Below are 21,867 nucleotides of genomic sequence, written 5' to 3' on the forward strand. Positions count from 1 at the left end.
GGTCAGGCCCCCACGATCCCTTTGAGGATCTCCACGACCAGCGGCGCGAGCGCTGCCAGGCCGTAGCCCCACCCGGCGGACTTGAAGGCGGTCTTGGCCTTCTCGACCTCGCCGGGGTCGCCACCGCCCATCACGTATCGGACACCGCCGATGGACAGGAACACCGTGGCCAAGCCGGCCAAGATGCCCATGATCCAGTTGCGGACGTTGTTCAGGACCGTGGTCACCGAATCTGCCAGAGCGACGACCATCGTGTCGGCGTGCGCCGCCGACGCCGACGCCAGCAGCGCGAGGACCGCCAGCTCGACAATCAACGCCACGTGCGACCAGCGGCGGGGACGGACCGGAACCCAGGCCTCCGGCCTAGTGACCGGAGCACTGGTCGGCTCGCTGCCGGTGATCTCGGCCGGCGTGCTCGACGCTGGGGCCTCGGCCGGCGGCTGCGGAGTGCCATCGAGGCGGGCGCTGCGCGGTCCGCTCGCGGCGGGGAAGAATCGATCGATCAGGCGCATTGGGGCACCTCCGAAGGTCGGGCTGAGCGCGGGGATGTCCCGCAGCCCTGAACTCCGGATTTCGCATCCGTTTTGGACACGCGACCCTGAATTTTCTGCCCCGACTCGACCTCACTAACCGACACGGACAGTGACGACCGCGGCAAGTCGCGGGCCGGTGCGACCGGTCGCGCCAGGGCCACTGCGGTGGCTACCTGGTCGGTCAACGGGTCGGTCGGATCGGTCTCGGCGACGCCCTCGCGCAGGTACGCGGCGAGCCGGAGCTCGGCGCGTTTGCGCGCCTTGTAGACCGCCCACTCGCCGGTCTGGTGCCGCGCAGCCCAGTCCGCGACGGGCACCTCTTCCAACCGAGTCGCACCAATCAGCGCGGCCTCGGTCTGAGTCAGGACTCCGTCCGCGACCGCGCGGGCAAGGACCAGATCCGGGTGACCCCACGGCGCGTGCGGCGGGGTGGATCGGAACCCTGGCGCGACCGGAGTCGGACCCGCCAGCGCCTCGGCGAGCGCGTAGTAGCCGGACCGGTAGGCGGCCCACCGCAGCCGCAGCATGATTCGCGGCGGACGCAGATCGATGGTCGACAACGCGGTCAGGAAGCCGCGCAGAACCTCGGCGTGCACGTCGGCCGGATCGTTGGCGAACCGGTTGGTCAAGGTCGCCGCGACAGAAGTCAGCGCGGGCAGTGCGACCCCGACCGCGGCGATCGTCCAGGTCGCTCCTTCAGTACGGGAGCGCAGCACCAGATGCGCCCACACCGCGTCCCGCGTCGCCTGCGGGCACCGGCGCGCCAGCAGTCGGTCGCGGACCTCGTCCAGCGCAATGTGCCGGTCCGGCAGACCGGGAAAGAGCCGGCCGTTCAGCGATATCGGGTGCGGCCCGGTCACTAGCCAGGTAAACGTGTCCCGCGCGATATCCAATGAGTTCGGGACGGCCTCGTCGCCAGCGCGACGGAAAACGGATTGTGCTGCCATGTCGTGACTCCCACGGCGTCGATGTGAACAACAACGACGTCAGGAAGCCACGACCGATACCACGGAAATACCACATCATTACTAGGCGCCAACTAGCGAACCGCGCCGAGGCTACTAGCGAACTACTATTTCATCCCACGAACACCATGAAGCAAGATCAACAAAGCGCCCTCGTGGCCCGCGTAACCCGATCGACGCTAGTAGCCGACGAACTGCAGTTATAGTTGGTCACTAGTACGACGCTAGTAGCCGAACTGCGCCCGGATACAGTCGGCACTCAAGCTCAACCTGGCACCGCCGAAAAATCTTGAAAAATCTGACCACAGAGTGGCCCAGAAGACGGTGGGCGCCGACCTGGGTCGACGGAACGAGCGGCTCAGCGTCGAGGCTTTGGCAGAACTGTTCGAATCACGCCAAGTCGCCATTAACATGCACCTTTGCCATCTCAAATAAGTTTGGCGAGGCGTGTCCAAAACGGGGTCGAAATACAGAGTTAAGGGGCGTCAGAACGCACAGCCCCACCTCGTCGGAGGAGACCCGCGATGACCCCGACACACGGCAACGGCTCCCCAGGAGACGGCTCCCAGGAGCACGGCCCGACCGACCCCCCGACCGTCCCGATCCCGCTACCGCAGAGGCGGCGAACACCACGCCTACGCACCCTGCGCCTCACGCTGCACCATCCTCGTCCCGCCCAGCCGAGCACCGTCTGGCCGTGCGCTCAAGACGAACTCCGTGAGGGCACCGGGCTGCTCGCCAACTGGTTGCTGACTGCGGTCATCAAGATCGTCACCACCTACACCCAGCCCGGCCAGCGAATGCTCCTGCTTGCCCCCGCGCCCTACCTCGCGCCGCCCGCATCGTGGTCACCAACGGCGGGCCGTAACCAGTCCCGGCCCGGCCCGTACGCCGGACTACACGAAGCGGGCTGGACCGTGGTACGACTCGGCCGCAGCATCCGGACTCAGACGGCCGTCGCGCACCCCAACCTGGCCGGCGAACACTCCGGCGACGCGTCGGCCGAGGCCGAGTCCGGACCCCGACCCCGCACCGCCAGTCCGACCACCGACCAGCCCGCCGAGCCGTGGGCACACCGTCGTCCCGGACCGCACTCGACCGCGACCGGCGTCGGTCCGGACCGCTACGACCTCGTCATCACCACGGCCGAACCGCGCACCCTCGACGGGGTCCGTCCGGCCGACTGGGCCGGTCTGCTCACCCCGACCGGCACCCTTGCCGTCATCACACACGGTGAGCGAGCCCGTGGTCGGCTCACCGACCCCGCAAGCTCGCTCGTGCGCGCCGCGCACCATGCCGGACTGCGCTATATCGATCGCATCGCCCTGCTGCGCGTGCCCGTCCGCGACGGCGCACTCGCCGTCGCGACCCCGGCCACGCACTCCCGTTCCCAGGCTCCGGCACGACCGCTCGCGACGCCCGCTCGGCACATCCAGGTGCACGACGACCTCTTCGTGTTCACCCGCCAGCCGGCCCCGACCGACACCGCCGACGGGGAGGAGACCTCCAATGGCTGACCGTCCCACGTCGCCCTGGCCACTCCCCCTGCCACCGGGGGAGGAGCCCTCAATGCCGTCCCTATCGGTCTGGCCGACCGGGCAGCGCGACACTCTCGCGCAGCTGCGCGACACCGGCTGTGTGCCCGGCACCGAGACCGACACCGAGCGGATTCCACCCGCCGTCGCCGCCCATGCGATCGCCACCTACACCCGTCCCGGCGACCTCGTTCTCGACCCGGATTGCGGGGCCGGCACCGTGCTGACCGAGGCGCTGCGCGCCGACCGTCGCGCGCTCGGACTGACCGCCCGCACCCAGTGGTGGACGCTCGCTCGCGCCAACGTCACCGCCGCCAAGACCACAGGCGCGTGGCGCGACGGCTCGGTCCTCGACGCCCGCCCCAAGGTGCTCGCGACCATCCGGGCCGCAGGGTTGATCGGACGAGTCGGACTCATCCTGACCAGCTTGCGCACCGCGCCTGACCGCGCGACCGGTCCGGGCCGCGACCCGGTCGAGTCCGCCCTCGCCGACCTTGCCACAACACTGCTCTACTGCGAGCCGCTGCTGCGATCCGGCGGACACGTCGCCGTCGTCGCGCGGCCCCTCCGGTGTCCGGACGGCTCGCTGGTCGACCTGGCCACACCGGTGCTCGCCGCCGGAACTTCGGCCGGGCTGGCACCGGTCGAGCGGTGCATCGCACTGACCGCCGGACTGCGCGGCAGCCGGCTGGTCACCCGCGCTTCGCTTGCCGAACGCCGCGCTGCCGCCCGAGCACTCGCTGCCGGCGCGCCGACCGCGCTCTCCGCGCACCACGAAGTGCTTGTCTTCCAGCTCGCCCACGACGCCGAACTCGCCGCCGCCGCGGCAGTCGGCATCCCGTGGCCGACCGAGGACGAGGTGATCCGGCCCGCCGTCAACCGCGTCACCTACCCCGGCTGGGGACGAGCAGCATGACGACGCGCCTGTACTGCCGTGAATGCGGCTGGCATCCCGAGTTCCGCGGCAAGCGCGCTGCACTTCGCGCCGCCGCCCGCCACCAGTGCACCGGCACACCTGTGCCCGAGACGCGTCCACCCTGGTGGTCCCACCTGTGGACAAACCTGTGGACAAGGCAGTCGGATACCTCCGCCGTCGACACCGAAGCAGGTGCGGACGACCCGACCAGTAACAGCGAATTGGTCGACGCCCGCGGCAACCACATCCAGTGGGCCGCGCCCGCCGCGCACCACGCCGAGACCACCCGACGCGCCCGCCAGGCGATGGTCGAACTCGTCCGCGCCGGCTACCAGATCGGGCCCCCGCCCTACGGCTACCGCGCCCTGCGCATCCGGGTCACCGACCCCAGCGGACACAGCAAACTGCGGGCGGTCCTCGTCCCAGACTGGCAGACCGCCGCCGCCGTCAAGCAGATCTTCATCTGGCGGGCCGACCACGGCCTGACGTTCGCCGTCATCGCCGCACGACTCAACAGCGACCCGAGCCAGTACGCAGCCCCGGTGCCCAACGGGCGGTGGACCCCCAAGGCCGTCCGGCGGATCGTCACCAACGTCAAGTACACCGGCCGCCAGGTCTGGGCCCGCACCATCGCCGGCCGCCCGGCACCCATCGAGCAGTGGGTCACCTCGGCGCCAAAGGTGCACGAGCCACTCGTCGACGAGCGCACCTTCCACCGCGCCCAGCCCGGCCCCACTGAACTCCCGCCCAGTGCGACAGACCCGGCCGACTCCCCGCCGAGCGCGGCATGAACATCCGCCGGTGGACCGTCGCCGCCGTGGTCCTGTTCGCCGGGTACGCGGCGACGATCGCCGGCGCGAACTGGGCCACCTCACTCTGGCCAGCGGTCGCTATCGCGGGCCTGCACGTTCCCGCAGGCGCGTTCTTCGCCGGGCTCGCATTCACCGTCCGGGACCTCTTGCAGGACGCTGTCGGCACCCGGACAACGCTGCTCGCGATCGCCCTCGGCGCGGCGTTGTCCGGACTGGTCGCCGAGCCGCGCATCGCGCTCGCCAGCGCGGCGGCCTTCGCCGTCTCCGAACTTGTCGACCTCGCCATCTACACCCCGCTGCGCGACTGGAGTCACCTCGCCGCCGTGAGTGCGTCGAACACGGTTGGACTGCTCGTCGACAGCCTGCTGTTCCTGCCGCTGGCCTTCGGCTCGCTGACCTACCTCACCGGCCAACTCGTCGGGAAGACCACCACCACGGCCCTGGCGGTCGCTGTGCTTGCTGGTGTCCGCGCTCGCCGGAGGGCGATGCCAGCGTGAGGTTCTACCTCGGCGTCCACCAACCCATCTGGCTGACCCGCGTGCCCGACATCCCGCTGCTGGTGTCGCACCGGCGGCTCGGCCACCGCCGCACCCTGCCCCGCGCCATCACGGAATGGGCGCTCGACTCCGGCGGCTTCACAGAGCTGCAGCTTCACGGACGCTGGCAGATCGACGAGAAGGATTACGTCCAGACGGTCCGGCGCTACGCCGACGAGATCGGCAACCTCGCCTGGGCGGCGCCGCAGGACTGGATGTGCGAACAGCGCATCCTGAAACGCACCGGCTTGACGATCCGCGAGCATCAACGGCGGACCGTGCGCAACCTCGTCCGCCTGCGGGAACTCGCGCCTGAGCTCCCTTGGGTGCCGACGCTGCAAGGCTGGACTCTGTCGGACTACGAACGCTGCGCCGACTTCTACGAGCAGGCCGGGATCGATCTGGCCGCCGAGCCGCTCGTCGGGATCGGCACGGTGTGCCGGCGCCAGAGCAGCGCCGACGTGGAGCGCATCATGCGCGCCTTCGCCACGCGCGAGTTGAACCTCCACGGTTTCGGCATCAAGATCACCGGCCTCAACCGGTACGCCGAAGCTCTCGCCAGTTCGGACTCGATGTCCTGGAGCATGCGCGGTCGATACGTATCCGGATGCGGTCCGAGCCATCGCACCGAGTCGAACTGTCTGCGCTTCGCGCTCAGCTGGTATCGGCAGATCCGAACCACGCTGGGTTCGGCAGGGCTGTCTGCGGACACCGTGTCCCCGCAGGTATTGGGGAGGGCCGCGTGATGGCCGTCGCCGCGTTCGCCGCCGCGGGCTCACTGCTCGCCGCGGGACTCCGTGGTGTCCGGTTCGACGAGCGAGACATCGCGTGGAGTGTCGATTCCGAACAGCTCGTTGGGCGTGCACCGCAGCGTCGTGCACAGCGCCTGCAAGGTCGCCACTTTCACCTGGACCGGCTGCTTCTTGATCAGCACGTCAACCGACTGGAGAGACAGTTCGAACCCGGCGCGCTGGATGAGGATTTCGCGCAACTGGGTCGCGGTCCAGACGTCGCGGGAGGCCATGACCTTCCGCAGCCGCCACTCGATCTGCACCCGCTGCCGTCCCGTGTTCGTCGCTCCGAGGCGCTTCGCGCCGTCGCCAACCGACTCTCAGTGTCCCCGACGGCGACCGAAGCTGGCCGCCGCACGTTCGGCGTGTTTAGCAGACACACACCCACGAACAGATAGAACTTGAGATACACAGGCTGTACTAGATCTATTCAGGTGTTACCTTAATTGAATGGCGCATCTGTCCCCGGTTCAACAGAGAGGAGGTGCTTCGGCACCCATCACGTTCATCGCCATGCCGACGCGCCGCGGTTCGCGGTCAGCGCCGGTAGCGCTCTTCTGGACTCGCGTCGACCGCCCACCCCGAGCTGACGAGGTGACCCAGCACCAGTTCGGCAAGGCACACAGTCCTACCGAACGGCAAGAGTCCAGCACGGCCACGAGCGCCGGCCCCACACGGACGCATGCGGGGAGCAGAGGCCCGTTGGTCGTGACAGCTTTGGCGGTCCCAGCTCATTTAACGCACGTCATGGTGCGTGCCCGCATCGCCGCGAAACCCGCTTCGCGCGGATCGGCGACCGCAGGTGTCGGCAGCTGGGAGTGCCCGCTGTGTCGACGGTTCCTGTCGCCGACCAGCAGCCCCGTGAACCTCCGCCAGCCGCGGGCCTCACGGGCACGAAGGGGGCGCTCATGTGCGCTCAACCTCGCAACCCCGATCAGGCCGACAACAACTGCGCCGACGTTCCTGCTCCGGCCGACCAAGAGCAGCAGGGAAGCCCCGTCAGCGCGCCGAGCAGGCAACCCCGACGGCGCGTTGGCGCGAGCAGAGCTGTGCGCAACGTGGTGGTGCGCGGCGTTCGCCGCGATCCCCCCGACATGCGCAAGCTCGCGCGGGTGGTCGCCAGCCTCGCGGCAGACCTGGCGCAGACCGAAGCCAGCGAGCAAACGCTGCCCGCCGAGCCAGGCACCGCGGACGCCAGCCACCCCGATCACTGCCGCGACGCGGCATGACGTCGCGCGTTCGCGCTTGCGCAACGAACCCAGCGGATCGAAGCCGCTCGCCAATGACTCGAAAGGAAGGTTCACCACAATGCCGCCTGCCACTTGCGATCCCCGCAGCCGCCGAGCCGCACACCCACGGGCTCGACGGCCGGTACGCGTCGGCCTCTACCAGCGGTGGCCCACCCTCCGCGAAAGCGACCACCTGCAGACCTACGTCGCGTCCCAACCCGGTTGGCACATCGCTCTCCGCAGCAGCGACTACGCATCAGGCGGCACGCTGAAGCGTCCTGGGCTGCAACGGGTATTGGCGGCAGCCCGATCCGGAGTCATCGACGTGCTCGTCGTCAACCACCTGTACAGCCTTTCCCGCAAGACACAGCACCTCGCCTTCGTGCTCGACGAGTTAACGTCCCGAGGCGTGCGGGTCGTCTCGGCCACTGATCCCGCCCTCGACACGGAGACCGCGCACGGCCTCTTCCACGTACGCGTGTTGAGTGCCGTCGCGGAGATCGAGCAGACCGGCGCACTCGCAGATCGTCGCGACCGGCGTCGCCACGACCAGCAATCCGCCGACGAATCGCCGCTCGCCGGCTAACTGCAAATCCCGCCGGAGCCCACTGCGCCGACCAAAACATCCCCATCCAGACCGACTCATAACGAGGTGTCATGACCACCGCCTACGCCAACTCGGACAACGAACTCCAGCCGTCGGATGCCCCTGCGCCCACCACCCGCGCGGTGATCTACACGCGCGTGGCCTCGCCCGGACGGGCCGAGACCGACCACAGCGTCACGGCCCAGCGTGAGGCATGTCTGCGCAAGGCGCGGGAACTGGGTTTCTCGCTCATCGACGAGTACGTCGACCCAAACGCTCGACTCTGGCGACGGCCGAAACGCCAGCTGTTCCGACGCATGCTCGCGCGGTTCCGCAGCCGTTGAGAAACAGCAACCCGGCCACGAATTCGCCGCTCGCCGGGAGCGCGCGATCCAGCCGCCCGGACCCACTCGCCGGCTGCACGGTCCTCCGTCCAGGCCGCCCTCAGAAGGAGGTGTCATGACCAGCGCTTATGCCGACTTCATCGATGAACTGCAGCAGGACGTCACCATCCCTATCCAGCCGCCAATGGACGACCTTGCCCACGGCACTCGCGCAGTGATCTATCTGCGCGTGTCCTCGACCGGGCAAGTCCGGACCGACTACAACCCGGAAGGCATCTCCATTCCGGCCCAACGGGAAGCGTGCTTGCGCAAGGCGCGGGACCTGGGCGTCACGGTCATCGACGAGTACGTCGAGCCCGGACGCTCAGCCATGGAGATGACCAAACGCGAAGCATTCCAACAGATGCTCGCGCGGGTGCGCAGCCAGGGCGACGTTGACGTCATCATCATCTACCAACTCTCGCGCATGGCGCGGAACCGCTACGACGACGCGATCGTCATGGCAGACCTGCGCAAGCGCGGCGTCACCCTGGTCTCGGCCACCGAGGCCATCGACGACACCCCGGTCGGCCAGCTGATGCACGGCATCCTGGCCACGTTCAACGAGTACCAATCCCGCCAGTCCGGTGCCGACATCGCCTACAAGATGGGCCAGAAAGCCCGCAACGGCGGCACGCTCGGACGCGCGAAGCTCGGCTACCTCAACCACATCGACCACTCCGACGGCCGCGTCATCCGCACGATCATCGTCGATCCCGAACGGGCGCCCTTTGTTCAGCTGGGTTTTGAGCTCTTCGCCAGCGGCGACTACACGCAAGAAGAGCTGGCTGACGAGCTCTACGACCGCGGCCTACGCACCAGGGCCACCCGGCGACACCCCGCCAAGAAGGTGTCCGAGAACAAGATTTCGCAAATGCTGCGTGATCGCTACTACCTCGGATACGTCGAGTACGACGGCGAAGAAATCCAAGGGCGGCACGAACCGCTCATCGACGAGGACCTCTTCGAGACAGTTCAGGAGATCCTTGAATCGCGAATGACGGCACAAGAACGCCGTCGCGTCCACCACCACTACCTCAAAGGATCGCTCTTCTGTGGACGCTGCCAATGCGACGGCATCAAGCGGCGGATGATCATCCAACGGACCATCAACTCGAAGGGCGCCGAGTACCTGTACTTCTTCTGCCGCGGCCGGCAAAAGGGGCTGTGCCAAGCACCCCACGTCAACGTCACGCTCGTCGAGGACGCTGTCGAGCGCCACTACTCCGCGATTCGCTTCAGCCAGCCGTTCATCACTGACATGCGCGACCAGATCGATGCCGTGCTCGGCGAGCAGGAAAAGTCCGCACGCCTGCTACGCAAGCAGATCACCGCACAACTCAAGGAACTCGACACCAAGGAGGAGAACTTGATCGACCTCGCAGCCGACAGCACGCTGCCGCAGACCAAAGTCAAGGAGAAGCTGCGCGACATCGCCCGCGAGCGCCGCCGGCTGGAGGATCGCCTGCACACAGCCAACGCCGACCTCACCGACAGCGCCCAGCTCGTCAACGCCGGCCTTGCTCTCCTCGAACAGCCCGACCAGCTGTACCGACGCTGCAACGACCAACAGCGCCGCCTACTCAACCAAGCTATCTTCCACACCCTCTACATCGAGGACGACAAGATCACAGAGGGTGAGCTCCGTGAGCCCTTCGCCGAGCTCCACGCCATCCAAGGTCAGCGGACCGCAGCAACCAGCGCGGAGGGCACAATCAAAAGGACCACCCGCAATGCGGGTGGTCCTTGCTCGCCTTCAGGCGTCGCGGTCCTACTTCGTGGCCTTCATTCAGGCACTTGTTCTAGTAAGACCCCTAGGGTGGAGCTAAGGGGACTCGAACCCCTGACCCCCTCACTGCCAGTGAGGTGCGCTACCAGCTGCGCCATAGCCCCGGAGCGGTGTTGTTCTCCGCATCTCGTGTGTCCATACATTACACCGCCCTCCAGTGCCGTTCACGTGGGGGTCACTCTATGCACCCCTGACCGCCGTAAATCGCGCTGACCAGCATCTTTGAGTCTTATTTTTAGACGTGTATTGACTCCGCGTGTGACCGCCGTTACGTTTTCGACCATCGTGACGCCGAGGTCCCCGCCCGCTACGCCGCGTCTCCACTGGGCTCCGCCTCAGCTCGCCCTGCCCGAATGACGCGGAGGAGGTCCCGATGAGGGCCAGAGCAGCCCTGGTAGCCCTGTTTTCGCTGGTCGGAGCGCTGATGGTGGTGGCTCCGGCGGCGCAGGCGGCCATCGTCCCCGACACCTGGTACACGGTGTCGACCACCGGCGGGAAATGCGTGGACGCGCGTGCCGCCGGAACGGCGAACGGGACGGTCGTCCAGCAGTACGCCTGCAACCAGACCTTTTCCCAGCAGTGGCAGTTCCAGCCCACCTCGGGCGGCTACTACCGGGTCAACACGCGCAACAACCCGGCCCAGGTGTGGGACGTCGCCGAGGTGTCGACCGCCGACGGCGGGCTGATCCACCTGTGGGCCTACGGCGGCGGGAACAACCAGCAGTGGCAGCCGGTCGAGGAGTCGGGTGGGACGTATCACTTCGTGAGCCGCAACAGTGGCAAATGCCTGGACATCCCCGGCCTGTCGACCCAGGACGGCACCCAGCTCCAGCAGTACGCCTGCAACGGCACCGGTGCCCAGTCCTTCCGGCTCACTCCGGTCGCCGGCACCGCGAACCCCGACCTCGGACCGAACGTGCTCGTCTTCGACCCCGGTATGTCGCAGGCGGCGATCCAGTCCCAGGTGAACAGCGTGTTCTCGCAGCAGGAGACCAGTCAGTTCGGCTCGAATCGCAAGGCGTTGCTGTTCAAGCCGGGTTCGTACAACGTCGACGTCAACGTCGGGTTCTACACACAGGTGCTCGGGCTCGGCCTTTCGCCCGACAACGTGACGATCAACGGCGCGGTGCACGCGGAGGCCGACTGGTTCCAGGGCAACGCGACGCAGAACTTCTGGCGTGGAGCGGAAAACCTGTCCGTCAACCCGGCGGGCGGCACCGATCGGTGGGCCGTTTCGCAGGCCGCGCCGTATCGCCGCATGCATGTCCGCGGCAACCTGCAGCTCGACGACGGCGGCTGGTCGAGCGGCGGCTGGATGTCCGACGTGAAGGTCGACGGCCAGGTCCGGTCCGGCTCGCAGCAGCAATGGATCTCGCGCAACTCGCAGTTCGGGAGCTGGAGCGGCTCCAACTGGAACATGGTGTTCGCGGGCGTCGGCGGCGCGCCGGCGACCAGTTTCCCGAATCCGCCGTACACCACGGTGAACACGACGCCGGTCGTGCGGGAGAAGCCGTTCCTCTACGTCGACGGCGCGGGCGCGTACCAGGTTTTCGTGCCCGCCAAGCGCACCAACGCCTCCGGCATCACGTGGGGCGCCGGCCAGCCGGGATCCTCGCTGCCGATCAGCCGGTTCTTCATCGCGAAGCCCGGCACGACGGCGGCGCAGCTCAACGCCGCCCTCGCAGAGGGCAAGGACCTCCTGATCACCCCGGGCGTCTACCACCTCGACGAGACGCTCCGCGTCACCCGGCCGGACACCGTCGTGCTCGGCCTCGGCCTGGCGACGCTGATCCCGGACAACGGCATCACCGCGATGACGGTGGCCGACGTCGACGGCGTCAAGATCGCCGGGGTGCTGATCGACGCGGGCACGACGAACTCGAACACGCTCATGGAGGTCGGCCCGGCGAATTCGGCGCAGGACCACGCGGCCAACCCGACTTCGCTGCACGACGTCTTCTTCCGCGTGGGCGGGGCGGGCGTCGGCAAGGCCACGAACAGCCTGGTGGTCAACAGCGACGACGTCATCGGCGACCACCTGTGGATCTGGCGTGCCGACCACGGCAGCGGCGTCGGCTGGAACACCAACACCGCCGACACCGGCCTGATCGTCAACGGCGACGACATCACGATGTACGGCCTGTTCGTCGAGCATTACCAGAAGTACCAGACGATCTGGAACGGCGAGCGCGGCCGCACGTACTTCTACCAGAACGAAATGCCTTACGACCCACCGAATCAGGCGGCCTGGATGAACGGCTCGACGCGGGGTTACGCGGCCTACAAGGTGGCGGGCTCGGTGACGAACCACGAGGCCTACGGGCTCGGAAGTTACTGCTACTTCAACGTGAATCCGGGTGTGGTGGCCGATCGCGCGATCGAGGTCCCGAACAATCCGAACGTCCGGTTCCGCAGCATGGTCGCCGTCTCCCTCGGCGGGAACGGGACCATCGGCCGGGTGATCAACGACCGCGGCGGACCCGCCAACTCGGGATCGACCGTGGCCAACCTGGTCGCCTATCCCTGATGACCCCGGTGCGCGCCGGGATGGCGGTCGCGGCGCGCACCGGCCTTTTCGCCGCGGTGTTGCGAAAGCCACTTTCCCAACGTCGAAGGTTGCGAAAGTGGCTTTCACAACACCTGTCGGATGCGGCACCGGCCTCACCCCAACGGGTGGCGTGCCGCGCGCTCGCGCACCGGCGCTCCGATACTCGGCGCATGCCTCTCGTCGGTCTCACCGTCGTCGAACCCCGCCTGGCCTGGCCGCTCGCCGCCCTGCGCGGGGTCTTCGCCATACTCTTCGGCGTTCTCGCGTTGATCTGGCCGGGAACGACCGTCCTCGCCCTCGCGATCCTCTACGGCATCTACGCCATCTTCGACGGCATCGGTGGCGTGGTGCAGGCCTTCCGGCCGGGTGACGCCGCCCATCGCGCCGCCTACGGAGTCCTCGGCGCGTTCGGCATCATCGCCGGTGTCCTGGTCCTGATCTGGCCGGGGATCACGGTGCTCGTGCTGGCGCTGCTGGTCGGTTTCTGGGCGATCTTCACCGGCATCATGGAGATCGTCGCGGCGATCCGGCTGCGCAAGCAGATCGAGGGCGAGGCGTTCCTCATCGCGGCGGGCGCGCTCTCGCTGATCGCGGGCATCGTGATCGTGTTCAACCCGATCGCCGGCGCGTACGGGATCGCGCTGCTGGTCGGGATCTACGCCCTGCTGTACGGCGTGATGCTGCTCGTGCTGGCGTTCCGCCTGCGGAAGCTCACCCAAGCCTGAAAGCTTGCCGGAGATGGACCCGTGCTCCGGCACGGCGCAGGTTCGACAGGCTCGGCGAACCTTCCACCGCGGTCGCGACGGCGAAGCGGCGGCCTTCTCGGGTGGCCGCGCCCAGGCCGTGCAGGAGCAGCCGCGCCTGCGCGCCTTTGCCGCGATGCTCCCGTGGCGTGGCGGACCCGCCGAGAACGACGCCGGGACCGTGCGCGCTCAGGGCGGCGGCGGAGATCGGCACCCCGTCTTCGACCAGCAGCGACCGGCGGACCCGCGGGTCGGCGTGCTCGGCGGCGATGAACGCCGTCACGACGTCGTCGCTTTCGTACCCATCGAGCAGGATGCGGAGAAAGGCGTCGAGGTCGGGCGAGTCGTTGACGTCCGCGTCCGACGCCGCGAAGGCGAGCGGGAGAGTCGCGATCGGACGCACACCGGCGGCCACGAGACCGATGCCGTGGGGGGTCAAGCCCGGCGGCAGCACCAGCGTCGGCGGGTCGCCGTCCCAGCACGACGCTTTCGCCAGCCGGATGGCGCCGGGCAGGTCGGCGCCGGTGATCGTGCGCAGGAACCGCAACTCCGGCGCGGTGGCCAGGACGACGAGCAGACCGTCCTCGCGCCAGGCTTCGAAACGGCCGGGCAGCCCCGCCGCCGTGGCCGCCTCGCACGCCAGAGCGGCACGGGCGTGGATCACTTCTTCGGCTTCGGTCAGCACGCTCCCAACGTAATAGGCTGATCCGGTGAGCCAGCCGATCCTGTTGACCGTCGACGACGATCCCGCCGTGTCCCGTTCGGTCGCCCGCGACCTGCGCAGACGGTACGGAAAGGACTACCGGATCATCCGGGCCGATTCCGGTGCCGACGCGCTCGAAGCGCTGCGCGAGATCAAGCTGCGCGGCGACGCCGTGGCCGCGATCCTCGCCGACTACCGGATGCCGCAGATGGACGGCATCGTCTTCCTCGAGAAGGCGATGGACCTGTTCCCGAACGCCCGTCGCGCGCTGCTGACCGCCTACGCCGACACCGACGCCGCGATCCAGGCGATCAACGTCGTCGACGTCGACCACTACCTCCTCAAGCCGTGGGACCCGCCGGAGGAGAAGCTCTACCCGGTCGTCGACGCGCTGGTGGAGACCTGGCGCGCGGTGGGGGAGCGGCCGGTCGACGAGATCAAGCTCATCGGCCACCGGTACTCCTCGCCGTCGTTCCACCTGCGCGACTTCCTGGCGCGCAACGCCGTGCCGTACCGCTGGTACTCCGTCGACGACGACGAGGGCCGCCGGATCCTCGAGGCGGCGGACGCGGCGCCGCAGGACATCCCGGTGCTGGTCACGCCGGACGGCACGGTGCTGCGCCAGCCGTCCGGGCCGGAGCTCGCCGACGCCGTCGGTCTGTCCACGCGCCCGGCGCAGGAGTTCTACGACCTGATCGTGATCGGCGGCGGCCCCGCCGGGCTCGGGGCGGCCGTGTACGGCGCGTCGGAGGGCCTGCGCACCGTCATCGTCGAGCGCAAGGCGACCGGCGGACAGGCGGGCACCAGCTCCCGCATCGAGAACTACCTCGGCTTCCCGGACGGCGTTTCCGGCGCGCAGCTCACCGACCGCGCGCGGCGGCAGGCGCTCAAGTTCGGCGCCGAGGTGCTCACCGCCCGCGACGTCGTGGGCCTGGAGGCACGCGGCTCCGCGCGCGTGGTCATGTTCGGCGACGGCACCGAGATCTCGGCACATTCCGTGGTGCTGGCCAGCGGCGTCACCTACCGGGCGCTGGAGGCTCCGGGTGTCGCCGAGCTCGCCGGCCGCGGCGTGTACTACGGCTCGGCCGCGACGGAAGCGCCCGAGTGCAAGGGCGAGCACGTCTACATCGTCGGCGGCGCGAACTCGGCCGGTCAGGCGGCGGTGTTCTTCTCCAAGCACGCCGCCGACGTCACCATCCTCGTCCGCGGCCAGTCGCTCGAAGCGTCGATGTCGCACTACCTGATCGAGCAGATCGCCGGGATACCGAACATCCACGTCCGCACCCGGACCACGGTGGTCGAGGCGCACGGCGACGATCATCTCGAACGGCTGACCCTGTGCGAAAACGGCGCGACCGAGACCGTGCCGACCGGGCACCTGTTCATCTTCATCGGCGCCGCCCCGCGCACCGACTGGCTCGGCACGGAGATCCAGCGTGACGACCACGGTTTCGTGCGGACCGGCCCCGATCTGCTCACCGAAGGCAGCCCGCCGCCGGGCTGGCCGCTGGATCGCGACCCGCACTACCTGGAGTCGTCGATCCCGGGCGTGTTCGTGGCGGGTGACGTCCGGGCGGCGTCGGTCAAGCGTGTCGCTTCGGCCGTCGGCGAAGGCGCCATGGCGGTCACCCTGGTCCACCGTTATCTGGAGGAGCAATGAGCGTTCTGCCCAGGGAGGAACTGCGCGGGCTCTTCCTCTTCGAGCACCTCAGCGAGGAACAGCTCGACTGGATCGACGAGCACGCCGTGCTGGAGCACTACACCGGCGGCGAGACGGTCATCCGCGAGGGTGAACCGGCCACCTGCTTCTATCTCCTGCTTTCGGGCGCGCTGCGGATGACGCGGCTCGTCGGCGGCACCGAGGTCGAGACGATCCGGTCCGATCAGCGCGGCGCCTACTGCGGCGCGACGCAGTTCTTCGTGCATCAGGAGACCGAACACACCTATGGCGCTTCGGTGCACGCGGTCAGCGACCTCACCTTCCTGACCCTGCCCGCGGCCGACTTCGCGACCGAGTTCCGCCGCTGGTTCCCGATGGCGACGCATCTGCTGGAGGGCATGTACCTCGGCTGGCGCAACAGCGACACCGTGATCGGTTCGCGGCGCAGGCTGCTGGCGCTCGGCGAGCTTTCCGCCGGGCTCACGCACGAACTCAACAACCCGGCGGCCGCCGCCGTCCGCGCGACGGCGGCGCTGCGGGAGCGGGTCGCCGGGATGCGGCACAAGCTCGCGATGCTGGCGAAGAAGAACGTCGACCCGACCTTGCTGGAGCAGTTGCTGGACATCCAGGAACAGCTGGTCAAGCAGGTCGCCTCGGCCCCGAAGCTGACCGCGATGCAGCAGGCCGACCGTGAGGACGAGATCGGTGACTGGTTCGACGGTCACGGGATCGACCAGGGCTGGGACCTCGCCGACATCTACGTCCGCGCGGGCCTGACCGTGCCGGATCTGGACCGGTTGCTCGACTCGGTCGGGGAGACCTTCCTCGACGGCGCCGTCCGCTGGCTGGCGTACGCGCTCGAGACCGAGATGCTGATGGGCGAGATCGAGGATTCGACGACCCGGATCTCGGTGCTGGTCGGCAAGGCCAAACAGTATTCCCAGATGGACCGCGCGCCGCACCAGTGGATCGACGTCCACGAAGGACTCGACTCCACCCTCGTCATGCTCGCCGGGAAGATCGGGCCGGGAATCAGGGTCGTGAAGGAGTACGACCACGCGGTGCCGCGGATCCCGGCGTACGCGGGCGAGCTGAACCAGGTGTGGACGAACATCATCGACAACGCGCTCGGCGCCATGGGGGCCGAGGGCACGCTGACCCTGCGGACGTCCAGAGTGGACGATCACGTGCACGTCGAGATCGGCGACACCGGACCCGGTATCCCGGCGGAGGTGCGGCAGCGGATCTTCGAGCCGTTCTTCACCACGAAGCCGGTGGGGCAGGGGACCGGGCTCGGTCTGGACATCTCCTGGCGCATCGTCGTCGAACGGCATCAGGGCGACCTCCGGGTCGACTCGGCGCCCGGTGCCACGCGGTTCACCGTGTGCCTTCCGGTCTCGGAGCAGTCCGTGATCTGATTTTCCTTCTACCCCAACGTTTCGCCAGAAACTGACGACTTCTTCCGTTCATCGATCGTTCACTTCGAAATGGCTCGCCCGCGCGTCAAAAGAGTCGAACGGGCTGAAAGATCGAGCCCGTGAACGAGGGGGTGGGCCGGTGAAACGCCGTCTGTCGATCGGGTTGGCCGTGGTGCTGCTGCTGGCCGTGGCCGCCGTGATCGTCTGGGGCCCGGACGGTGACGAGAGCACCGCGCGGGGTACGGATCTGACCACGGTGCGCGGGGTGATCGGTTCGGAGAAGCTGGCCTTCTTCTCCGACAAGCGGGTGGCGGACGCGTTCGCCAAGCACGGGCTGAAGGTCGAGGCCGACACCGCCGGTTCGAGGCAGATCGCGAGTATGGACCTCGGGAAGTACGAGTTCGCGTTCCCGTCCTCGTCGCCCGCCGCGCAGCGGATCCAGCGCGACCACAAGGTGACCGGCGTGCACACGCCGTTCCAGTCGCCGATGGCGGTCGCGACCTTCGAGCCGATCGTGAACCTCCTGAGCGCCAACGGGATCGTGCGCAAGGGCGCCGGGGACTACCAGGTGCTCGACATCGCGAAGTACCTCGAACTGGCGCGCAACGGCACGCGCTGGGACCAGCTTCCCGGCAACACCGCGTTCCCGGCCCGCAAGAACGTGCTGGTCACGACCACGGACCCGCGCGAATCGAATTCGGCGGCGATGTACCTGTCGATCGTCTCCTTCGTCGCCAACGGCAACAACGTGGTCAGCACGCCGGAGGCCGAGGCGAAGGTGCTCCCCGCGGTGTCGAAGCTGTTCATCGACCAGGGCTACACGCAGAACAGCACCGAAGGCCCGTTCGAGGACTACCTCGCCGCGGGTATGGGTAAGACGCCGATGGCGCTGATCTACGAGTCGCAGTTCGTCGACCGGCTGGTCCGCGCCGACGGTTCGATCCGGCCGGACATGCGCCTGCTGTACACGGCGCCGACGGTGTACTCGAAGCACACGCTCGTGCCCCTGAAGCCGAACGGCGACCAGGTGGGCAGGCTTCTGGCGACCGACCCGGAACTGGGGAAACTCGCCGCCACCTTCGGCTTCCGCACCGGCGATCCGCGTCTGTTCGCCGACGTCGTCGCCGCGGCCAAGGCGCCGGTGCCCGCGGATCTGGTGGACGCCGTCGAGCCGCCGTCGTTCGAAACGCTGGAGCGGCTGCTCGACGCCGTGAAGAAGCAGTACTGATGGACGATTTCACGCTCACTCCACCCGAACCGGTGGAGGCGATCCCGGCCGAGCGGGCCGCCGGCCTGGTCACCCTCGCGCCGGAGGTCCACGCGGAGGTCGCGAAACGCGCCGAGGATTTCGCCCGTCGCCTCGAAGCGCTCGATGTCCGATCGCCGGAGTTCACGCGGGTCCTGGACGAATTGCTCGCCGTCGGCGAGTCCGACATGCGGGCGGCGGCGACCGTCGCGGGGGCGCTCCTGGATCGCTCGGCGCGGGCACTGGCGGAAATCGGGTCACCGCAGCAGCAGGCGGCGGTGAGCCTGGCCGGGCTCCGGCGGACCGTGGCGGAGATCGACCCGGCGAAACTGCCGATCACCGGCCGCAAGCTGATGGGGCTGATCCCGGTCGCGGGCAGCGCGAAGAAGGCGCTGGACCGCTACCGAGCGGCCAACGAGCCGGTGAACGCGCTGGTACTGGAGTTGCGGGCACGGCAGGACGTCCTGCGGCGGGACAACGCCGCGCTCAAGGGCGAGCGGGAACGGTTGTGGGCGACGCTCGGCAAACTGTCGGAAGCGGCCGCGTTCGCCGAAGCCGTCGACACCGCGGTCGAACGCCAGGCCGGGATCTTCGACTTCACCGATCCCGCGCGGGCCAAGTCGCTGCGGGCCGACGCGCTGCACCCGATCCGGCAACGGCATCAGGACCTGCTGACCCAGCTCGCGGTGAGCGCGCAGGGCTACCTGGCGCTGGATCTGGTGCGGCGCAACAACGACGAGCTGATCCGCGGGATCGAGCGGGCGGTGTCGACCACGGTCGCGGCGCTGCGGGTCGCGCTGCTGGTGAGCGGGGCGCTCGCCGGTCAGCGCGACGTCCTCGACGAGGTGCAGGCCGTGCAGGCCACCACCGACGGGCTGATCAGGGCCAACGCGGAAATGCTGGAACTGCGCAGCGCCGAGATCCAGCGCGCGGGCAGTGATCCCGCGGTGGCGGTGGAGACGATCCGCGAGTCGTTCGAGCGGATCTACCGGAGCATCGACGCGATCGACGAGTTCAAGGCGGGGGCCGTCTCGACGATGGCGGCGACCGTGGAGGCGCTGTCGGGGGAGATCCGGCGGGCCGAAGACCATCTGCGCCGGTCTCACGAGACGGCGACGGCCGAGGGGGCATCGTGAAACGCTGGGCGGTCTTGGCGGTCAGCGCGGTTTGCGCGCTGTCACTGGTTTCCTGCGATTCGAGCGAAGGCGGGACGCAGAACCTGGGGGCGGCCGAAGCCGGCACGCTGCGGGTGCTCGCGGGCAGCGAACTGGCCGACCTGCAGCCGCTGCTGGAACAGGAGGCGGCCGCGACCGGGGTCAAGGTGAAGTTCCAGTTCACCGGCACCCTGGAGGGCACCGAGTCGCTGGCGAACGGCAAGGTGGACGGCCAGTACGACGCCGTCTGGTTCTCGTCGAACCGCTACCCGGCGGCGGTTCCGGAGGCGGCGAAACGGCTGGGCGAGCAGGTGAAGATCATGAGCTCGCCGGTGGTGCTCGGCCTGTCCGCGTCGTCGGCGCAGCGGCTCGGCTGGACCGGCAGGCCGGTGGGCTGGGGCGAGATCGCCGAGCAGGCCGGGAAGAAGGCCTTCACCTACGGCATGACCGATCCGTCGGCGTCGAACTCCGGTTTCTCGGCACTGGTCGGGGTGGCGTCGGCGCTCGCGGGGGCGGGTAACGCGGTCGACGCGCGGCAGATCGCTTCCGTCACCCCGAAACTGACCGAATTCTTCAGCGCGCAGGCGATGTCCGCGGGCTCGTCCGGCTGGCTTTCCGAGGCCTACCAACGACGCGCGACCGGACAGGATCCCGGCAAGAAGGTCGACGGCCTGATCAACTACGAGTCCGTCCTGCTGTCGATGAACGCGAGCGGGAAACTTCCCGAGCCGCTGACGCTGGTGTACCCGTCCGACGGTGTCGTCACCGCGGACTACCCGCTGACGTTGTTGCAGAGCTCGAACTCCGACGCGCGGGACGCGCACCGCAAACTCGCCGAGCGGCTGCGGACACCCGACACCCAGCGCAAGATCATGGAGACCACGCAGCGGCGTCCGGTCGTCCCGGGAGTCCAGCTGGGGCAGCAGTTCGCGCAGAAGGACCTCGTCGAGCTGCCATTCCCAGCGACGCAGCAGGCGGTCGACGCGCTGCTGGGCGCCTACTTCGACAAGATCCGGCGGCCGTCGCGGACGCTGTACGTGCTCGACACCTCCGGTTCCATGTCGGGTGACCGCATCGAGTCGCTGCGCACCGCGCTGATCGGGCTGACCGGCGCCGACGGTTCGCTGACCGGCCGGTACCGCCGGTTCCGCAGCCGGGAAGAGGTCACGATGCTGCCGTTCGACACCGTGCCCGGCACCCCGGAGACGTTCACCGTGCCGGAAGGCGATCCGCAACCGGCGCTGGACAAGATCAAACGGTTCGCCGAAGGCCTCGACGCGAACGGCGGCACGGCGATCTACGACAGCCTTCAACGCGCGTACGACATCATGGGGCCCTTGGTCGCGCGCGATCCCGACCGGTTCACCTCGATCGTCCTGATGACCGACGGGCAGAACGCGAACGGCTCCAAGTTCTCGGACTTCCAGCTGAGGTTCCCGTCGTTGCCGGAGGCGGTGCGGCAGATCCCGGTGTTCACCGTGATCTTCGGCGAAGGCGACTCCGCCGAACTCGGCGAGGTCGCGAAACGCACCGGCGGCAACGTGTTCGACGCGCGAGGCGACGTGCTGCCCAAGGTGTTCCAGGAAATCCGCGGGTACCAGTGATCCGGTACCTCGGCTCCACGAAGAACCTCGCCGGCTGCGTCGGCGGGCTGATCGGGCTCGCGCTGTACCTGACCGGCGTCGTCGGCGGACTGTGGCCGCTCGTCGTCGCGGGGCTGTACGCGGTGTTCGCCCTGCTCGCGCCGCCCGAACGGGTCCGGCTGGTCTCGGTGGACGCCGTCGCCGAGGCAGGTCAGTTGCGCGCTGATCTCGACTCGTTGGTGGGCAAGGTGACCGCGCGGGCGCAGCGGATGCCGGAGTCCTCTGTGGACGGTGTACGGCGGATCGCCGAGGTGCTCGAAGACCTGCTTTCCCGGCCGGAGCGATGGGCGGCCAACCCGGACGTCCAGCACGCCGTCACCCGGCTGGCGCGCACCGATCTGCCGCTTTCGGTGGAGACCTACCTGAATCTGCCCTGGTGGTTCGCCGCCAAACGCCGGGCCAGTGGCGAGCCGAGCGCGTCCGAGGAACTCCTCACGCAACTGGAGCTGCTGGAGACCGAAGCGCATCGAATCGCGGAGCGGTTCTACGCGGGCGATGTCCACCAGCAGGCCGATCACACGCGATATCTGCGCGAGCGCGGCGAATCCGGTTGAGCGGTCCCGGTCACCGGTAAGCGAGATCAGGTCTGCCGGTCTTTCTGCATGGGCAAGGCTGTTTTCCCGTGGTGGACTCGGGAAGCCGATCCGGTGGTGGTCGGTTTCCGTCAGTCCCAGGGA

21 protein-coding genes, 1 tRNA gene and 1 pseudogene are annotated in these 21,867 nt (G+C 68.5%); 17 read left to right on the forward strand and 6 right to left on the reverse strand.

Annotated elements, in window-relative coordinates:
- Positions 1-2: 2 nt before the first annotated feature.
- Positions 3-251: a pilin gene (locus ACZ1DY_RS09500; protein WP_225950548.1), complete on the reverse strand. Its 249-nt coding sequence runs from the start codon at positions 249-251 to the stop codon at positions 3-5.
- Between the two features lie 251 nt (positions 252-502).
- Complete coding sequence (locus ACZ1DY_RS09505; RefSeq protein ID WP_043830802.1) at positions 503-1,480, reverse strand: hypothetical protein; 978 nt, start codon at positions 1,478-1,480, stop codon at positions 503-505.
- 542 nt (positions 1,481-2,022) lie between these two features.
- On the opposite strand from ACZ1DY_RS09505, the gene ACZ1DY_RS09510 reads away from it, so the two are divergent.
- From ACZ1DY_RS09510 to ACZ1DY_RS09530, 5 genes are read left to right on the forward strand one after another with little or no spacing between them, the layout of a single operon-like run.
- Positions 2,023-3,015: a hypothetical protein gene (locus ACZ1DY_RS09510; protein ID WP_072029967.1), complete on the forward strand. Its 993-nt coding sequence runs from the start codon at positions 2,023-2,025 to the stop codon at positions 3,013-3,015.
- 52 nt (positions 3,016-3,067) lie between these two features.
- The gene (locus tag ACZ1DY_RS09515; RefSeq protein WP_051171987.1) at positions 3,068-3,949 is read left to right on the forward strand and encodes a DNA methyltransferase; all 882 of its coding nucleotides are present in this window, start codon (positions 3,068-3,070) and stop codon (positions 3,947-3,949) included.
- Positions 3,946-4,740, forward strand: coding sequence for a recombinase family protein (locus tag ACZ1DY_RS09520; protein ID WP_081684792.1), 795 nt, complete (start codon positions 3,946-3,948; stop codon positions 4,738-4,740). The genes ACZ1DY_RS09515 and ACZ1DY_RS09520 overlap by 4 nt, the downstream gene beginning before the upstream one ends.
- Positions 4,737-5,258, forward strand: coding sequence for a VUT family protein (locus ACZ1DY_RS09525; protein WP_043830797.1), 522 nt, complete (start codon positions 4,737-4,739; stop codon positions 5,256-5,258). Before ACZ1DY_RS09520 ends, ACZ1DY_RS09525 begins: the two co-directional genes overlap by 4 nt.
- Positions 5,255-6,043 carry a deazapurine DNA modification protein DpdA family protein gene (locus tag ACZ1DY_RS09530; protein WP_043830795.1) on the forward strand — a complete coding sequence of 263 codons (789 nt, stop codon included), beginning with the start codon at positions 5,255-5,257 and terminating at the stop codon, positions 6,041-6,043. The genes ACZ1DY_RS09525 and ACZ1DY_RS09530 overlap by 4 nt, the downstream gene beginning before the upstream one ends.
- 29 nt (positions 6,044-6,072) lie before the next feature.
- Here the strand turns inward: ACZ1DY_RS09530 and ACZ1DY_RS09535 are convergent, their stop codons facing one another.
- Positions 6,073-6,351, reverse strand: coding sequence for a helix-turn-helix domain-containing protein (locus ACZ1DY_RS09535; protein ID WP_043830792.1), 279 nt, complete (start codon positions 6,349-6,351; stop codon positions 6,073-6,075).
- 786 nt (positions 6,352-7,137) lie between these two features.
- Here ACZ1DY_RS09535 and ACZ1DY_RS09540 point away from each other — a divergent pair.
- From ACZ1DY_RS09540 to ACZ1DY_RS09555, 4 genes and pseudogenes are all read left to right on the forward strand, one after another.
- A complete protein-coding gene (locus ACZ1DY_RS09540; RefSeq protein ID WP_043830790.1) occupies positions 7,138-7,317 on the forward strand; it encodes a hypothetical protein in 180 nt (59 codons plus the stop codon).
- Positions 7,318-7,396: 79 nt separating this feature from the next.
- Entirely contained in the window at positions 7,397-7,903 is a 507-nt protein-coding gene (locus ACZ1DY_RS09545) for a recombinase family protein (protein ID WP_076153521.1), read from the forward strand.
- Positions 7,904-7,974: 71 nt separating this feature from the next.
- On the forward strand, positions 7,975-8,247 hold the full coding sequence (locus tag ACZ1DY_RS09550) for a recombinase family protein (RefSeq protein ID WP_043830785.1): 273 nt from the start codon (positions 7,975-7,977) through the stop codon (positions 8,245-8,247).
- A 184-nt stretch (positions 8,248-8,431) separates the two neighbouring features.
- A pseudogene (locus ACZ1DY_RS09555) lies at positions 8,432-9,223 on the forward strand (recombinase family protein); the annotation flags it as partial.
- A 378-nt stretch (positions 9,224-9,601) separates the two neighbouring features.
- Here the strand turns inward: ACZ1DY_RS09555 and ACZ1DY_RS09560 are convergent.
- Both ACZ1DY_RS09560 and ACZ1DY_RS09565 read right to left on the reverse strand, forming a co-directional pair.
- Positions 9,602-9,856, reverse strand: a complete 255-nt coding sequence (locus ACZ1DY_RS09560) for a hypothetical protein (RefSeq protein ID WP_051171979.1) — start codon at positions 9,854-9,856, stop codon at positions 9,602-9,604.
- 250 nt (positions 9,857-10,106) lie between these two features.
- Positions 10,107-10,179: transfer RNA gene (locus ACZ1DY_RS09565), tRNA-Ala, on the reverse strand.
- Between the two features lie 269 nt (positions 10,180-10,448).
- On the opposite strand from ACZ1DY_RS09565, the gene ACZ1DY_RS09570 reads away from it, so the two are divergent.
- The gene (locus ACZ1DY_RS09570) at positions 10,449-12,602 is read left to right on the forward strand and encodes an RICIN domain-containing protein (protein ID WP_465484103.1); all 2,154 of its coding nucleotides are present in this window, start codon (positions 10,449-10,451) and stop codon (positions 12,600-12,602) included.
- A gap of 191 nt (positions 12,603-12,793) precedes the next feature.
- Entirely contained in the window at positions 12,794-13,348 is a 555-nt protein-coding gene (locus ACZ1DY_RS09575) for an HdeD family acid-resistance protein (protein WP_126737158.1), read from the forward strand.
- Here ACZ1DY_RS09575 and ACZ1DY_RS09580 read toward each other — a convergent pair.
- Positions 13,335-14,051, reverse strand: coding sequence for a hypothetical protein (locus ACZ1DY_RS09580; protein ID WP_465484104.1), 717 nt, complete (start codon positions 14,049-14,051; stop codon positions 13,335-13,337). The genes ACZ1DY_RS09575 and ACZ1DY_RS09580 overlap by 14 nt on opposite strands.
- A 25-nt stretch (positions 14,052-14,076) precedes the next feature.
- On the opposite strand from ACZ1DY_RS09580, the gene ACZ1DY_RS09585 reads away from it, so the two are divergent.
- The 6 genes from ACZ1DY_RS09585 to ACZ1DY_RS09610 all read left to right on the forward strand — a co-directional run bounded on the left by ACZ1DY_RS09585 (position 14,077) and on the right by ACZ1DY_RS09610 (position 21,744).
- Positions 14,077-15,729, forward strand: coding sequence for an NAD(P)/FAD-dependent oxidoreductase (locus ACZ1DY_RS09585; RefSeq protein WP_192746180.1), 1,653 nt, complete (start codon positions 14,077-14,079; stop codon positions 15,727-15,729).
- Positions 15,726-17,147 (forward strand): ATP-binding protein, encoded by a 1,422-nt coding sequence (locus tag ACZ1DY_RS09590; RefSeq protein ID WP_257488707.1) that lies wholly within the window; start codon positions 15,726-15,728, stop codon positions 17,145-17,147. Before ACZ1DY_RS09585 ends, ACZ1DY_RS09590 begins: the two co-directional genes overlap by 4 nt.
- A 139-nt stretch (positions 17,148-17,286) precedes the next feature.
- Positions 17,287-18,375: a hypothetical protein gene (locus ACZ1DY_RS09595; protein WP_465484105.1), complete on the forward strand. Its 1,089-nt coding sequence runs from the start codon at positions 17,287-17,289 to the stop codon at positions 18,373-18,375.
- Positions 18,375-19,529 carry a toxic anion resistance protein gene (locus ACZ1DY_RS09600; protein WP_465484106.1) on the forward strand — a complete coding sequence of 385 codons (1,155 nt, stop codon included), beginning with the start codon at positions 18,375-18,377 and terminating at the stop codon, positions 19,527-19,529. Before ACZ1DY_RS09595 ends, ACZ1DY_RS09600 begins: the two co-directional genes overlap by 1 nt.
- Positions 19,526-21,151, forward strand: coding sequence for a vWA domain-containing protein (locus tag ACZ1DY_RS09605; protein ID WP_465484107.1), 1,626 nt, complete (start codon positions 19,526-19,528; stop codon positions 21,149-21,151). The genes ACZ1DY_RS09600 and ACZ1DY_RS09605 overlap by 4 nt, the downstream gene beginning before the upstream one ends.
- A complete protein-coding gene (locus ACZ1DY_RS09610) occupies positions 21,148-21,744 on the forward strand; it encodes a hypothetical protein (protein WP_257488703.1) in 597 nt (198 codons plus the stop codon). Before ACZ1DY_RS09605 ends, ACZ1DY_RS09610 begins: the two co-directional genes overlap by 4 nt.
- Positions 21,745-21,867 lie beyond the last annotated feature (123 nt).

It is taken from the genome of Amycolatopsis sp. PSD-21 (assembly GCF_055561455.1).

What these genes read in the sequence shown, in the direction of transcription:
- ACZ1DY_RS09520 (WP_081684792.1), top strand. Translation starts at nt 3,946, where the DNA reads ATGACGACGCGCCTGTACTGCCGTGAATGCGGCTGGCATCCCGAGTTC.
- ACZ1DY_RS09500 (WP_225950548.1), bottom strand. Translation starts at nt 251, where the DNA reads ATGGTCGTCGCTCTGGCAGATTCGGTGACCACGGTCCTGAACAACGTC.
- ACZ1DY_RS09575 (WP_126737158.1), top strand. Translation starts at nt 12,794, where the DNA reads ATGCCTCTCGTCGGTCTCACCGTCGTCGAACCCCGCCTGGCCTGGCCG.
- ACZ1DY_RS09600 (WP_465484106.1), top strand. Translation starts at nt 18,375, where the DNA reads ATGGACGATTTCACGCTCACTCCACCCGAACCGGTGGAGGCGATCCCG.
- ACZ1DY_RS09570 (WP_465484103.1), top strand. Translation starts at nt 10,449, where the DNA reads ATGAGGGCCAGAGCAGCCCTGGTAGCCCTGTTTTCGCTGGTCGGAGCG.
- ACZ1DY_RS09550 (WP_043830785.1), top strand. Translation starts at nt 7,975, where the DNA reads ATGACCACCGCCTACGCCAACTCGGACAACGAACTCCAGCCGTCGGAT.
- ACZ1DY_RS09590 (WP_257488707.1), top strand. Translation starts at nt 15,726, where the DNA reads ATGAGCGTTCTGCCCAGGGAGGAACTGCGCGGGCTCTTCCTCTTCGAG.
- ACZ1DY_RS09545 (WP_076153521.1), top strand. Translation starts at nt 7,397, where the DNA reads ATGCCGCCTGCCACTTGCGATCCCCGCAGCCGCCGAGCCGCACACCCA.
- ACZ1DY_RS09525 (WP_043830797.1), top strand. Translation starts at nt 4,737, where the DNA reads ATGAACATCCGCCGGTGGACCGTCGCCGCCGTGGTCCTGTTCGCCGGG.
- ACZ1DY_RS09510 (WP_072029967.1), top strand. Translation starts at nt 2,023, where the DNA reads ATGACCCCGACACACGGCAACGGCTCCCCAGGAGACGGCTCCCAGGAG.
- ACZ1DY_RS09515 (WP_051171987.1), top strand. Translation starts at nt 3,068, where the DNA reads ATGCCGTCCCTATCGGTCTGGCCGACCGGGCAGCGCGACACTCTCGCG.
- ACZ1DY_RS09505 (WP_043830802.1), bottom strand. Translation starts at nt 1,480, where the DNA reads ATGGCAGCACAATCCGTTTTCCGTCGCGCTGGCGACGAGGCCGTCCCG.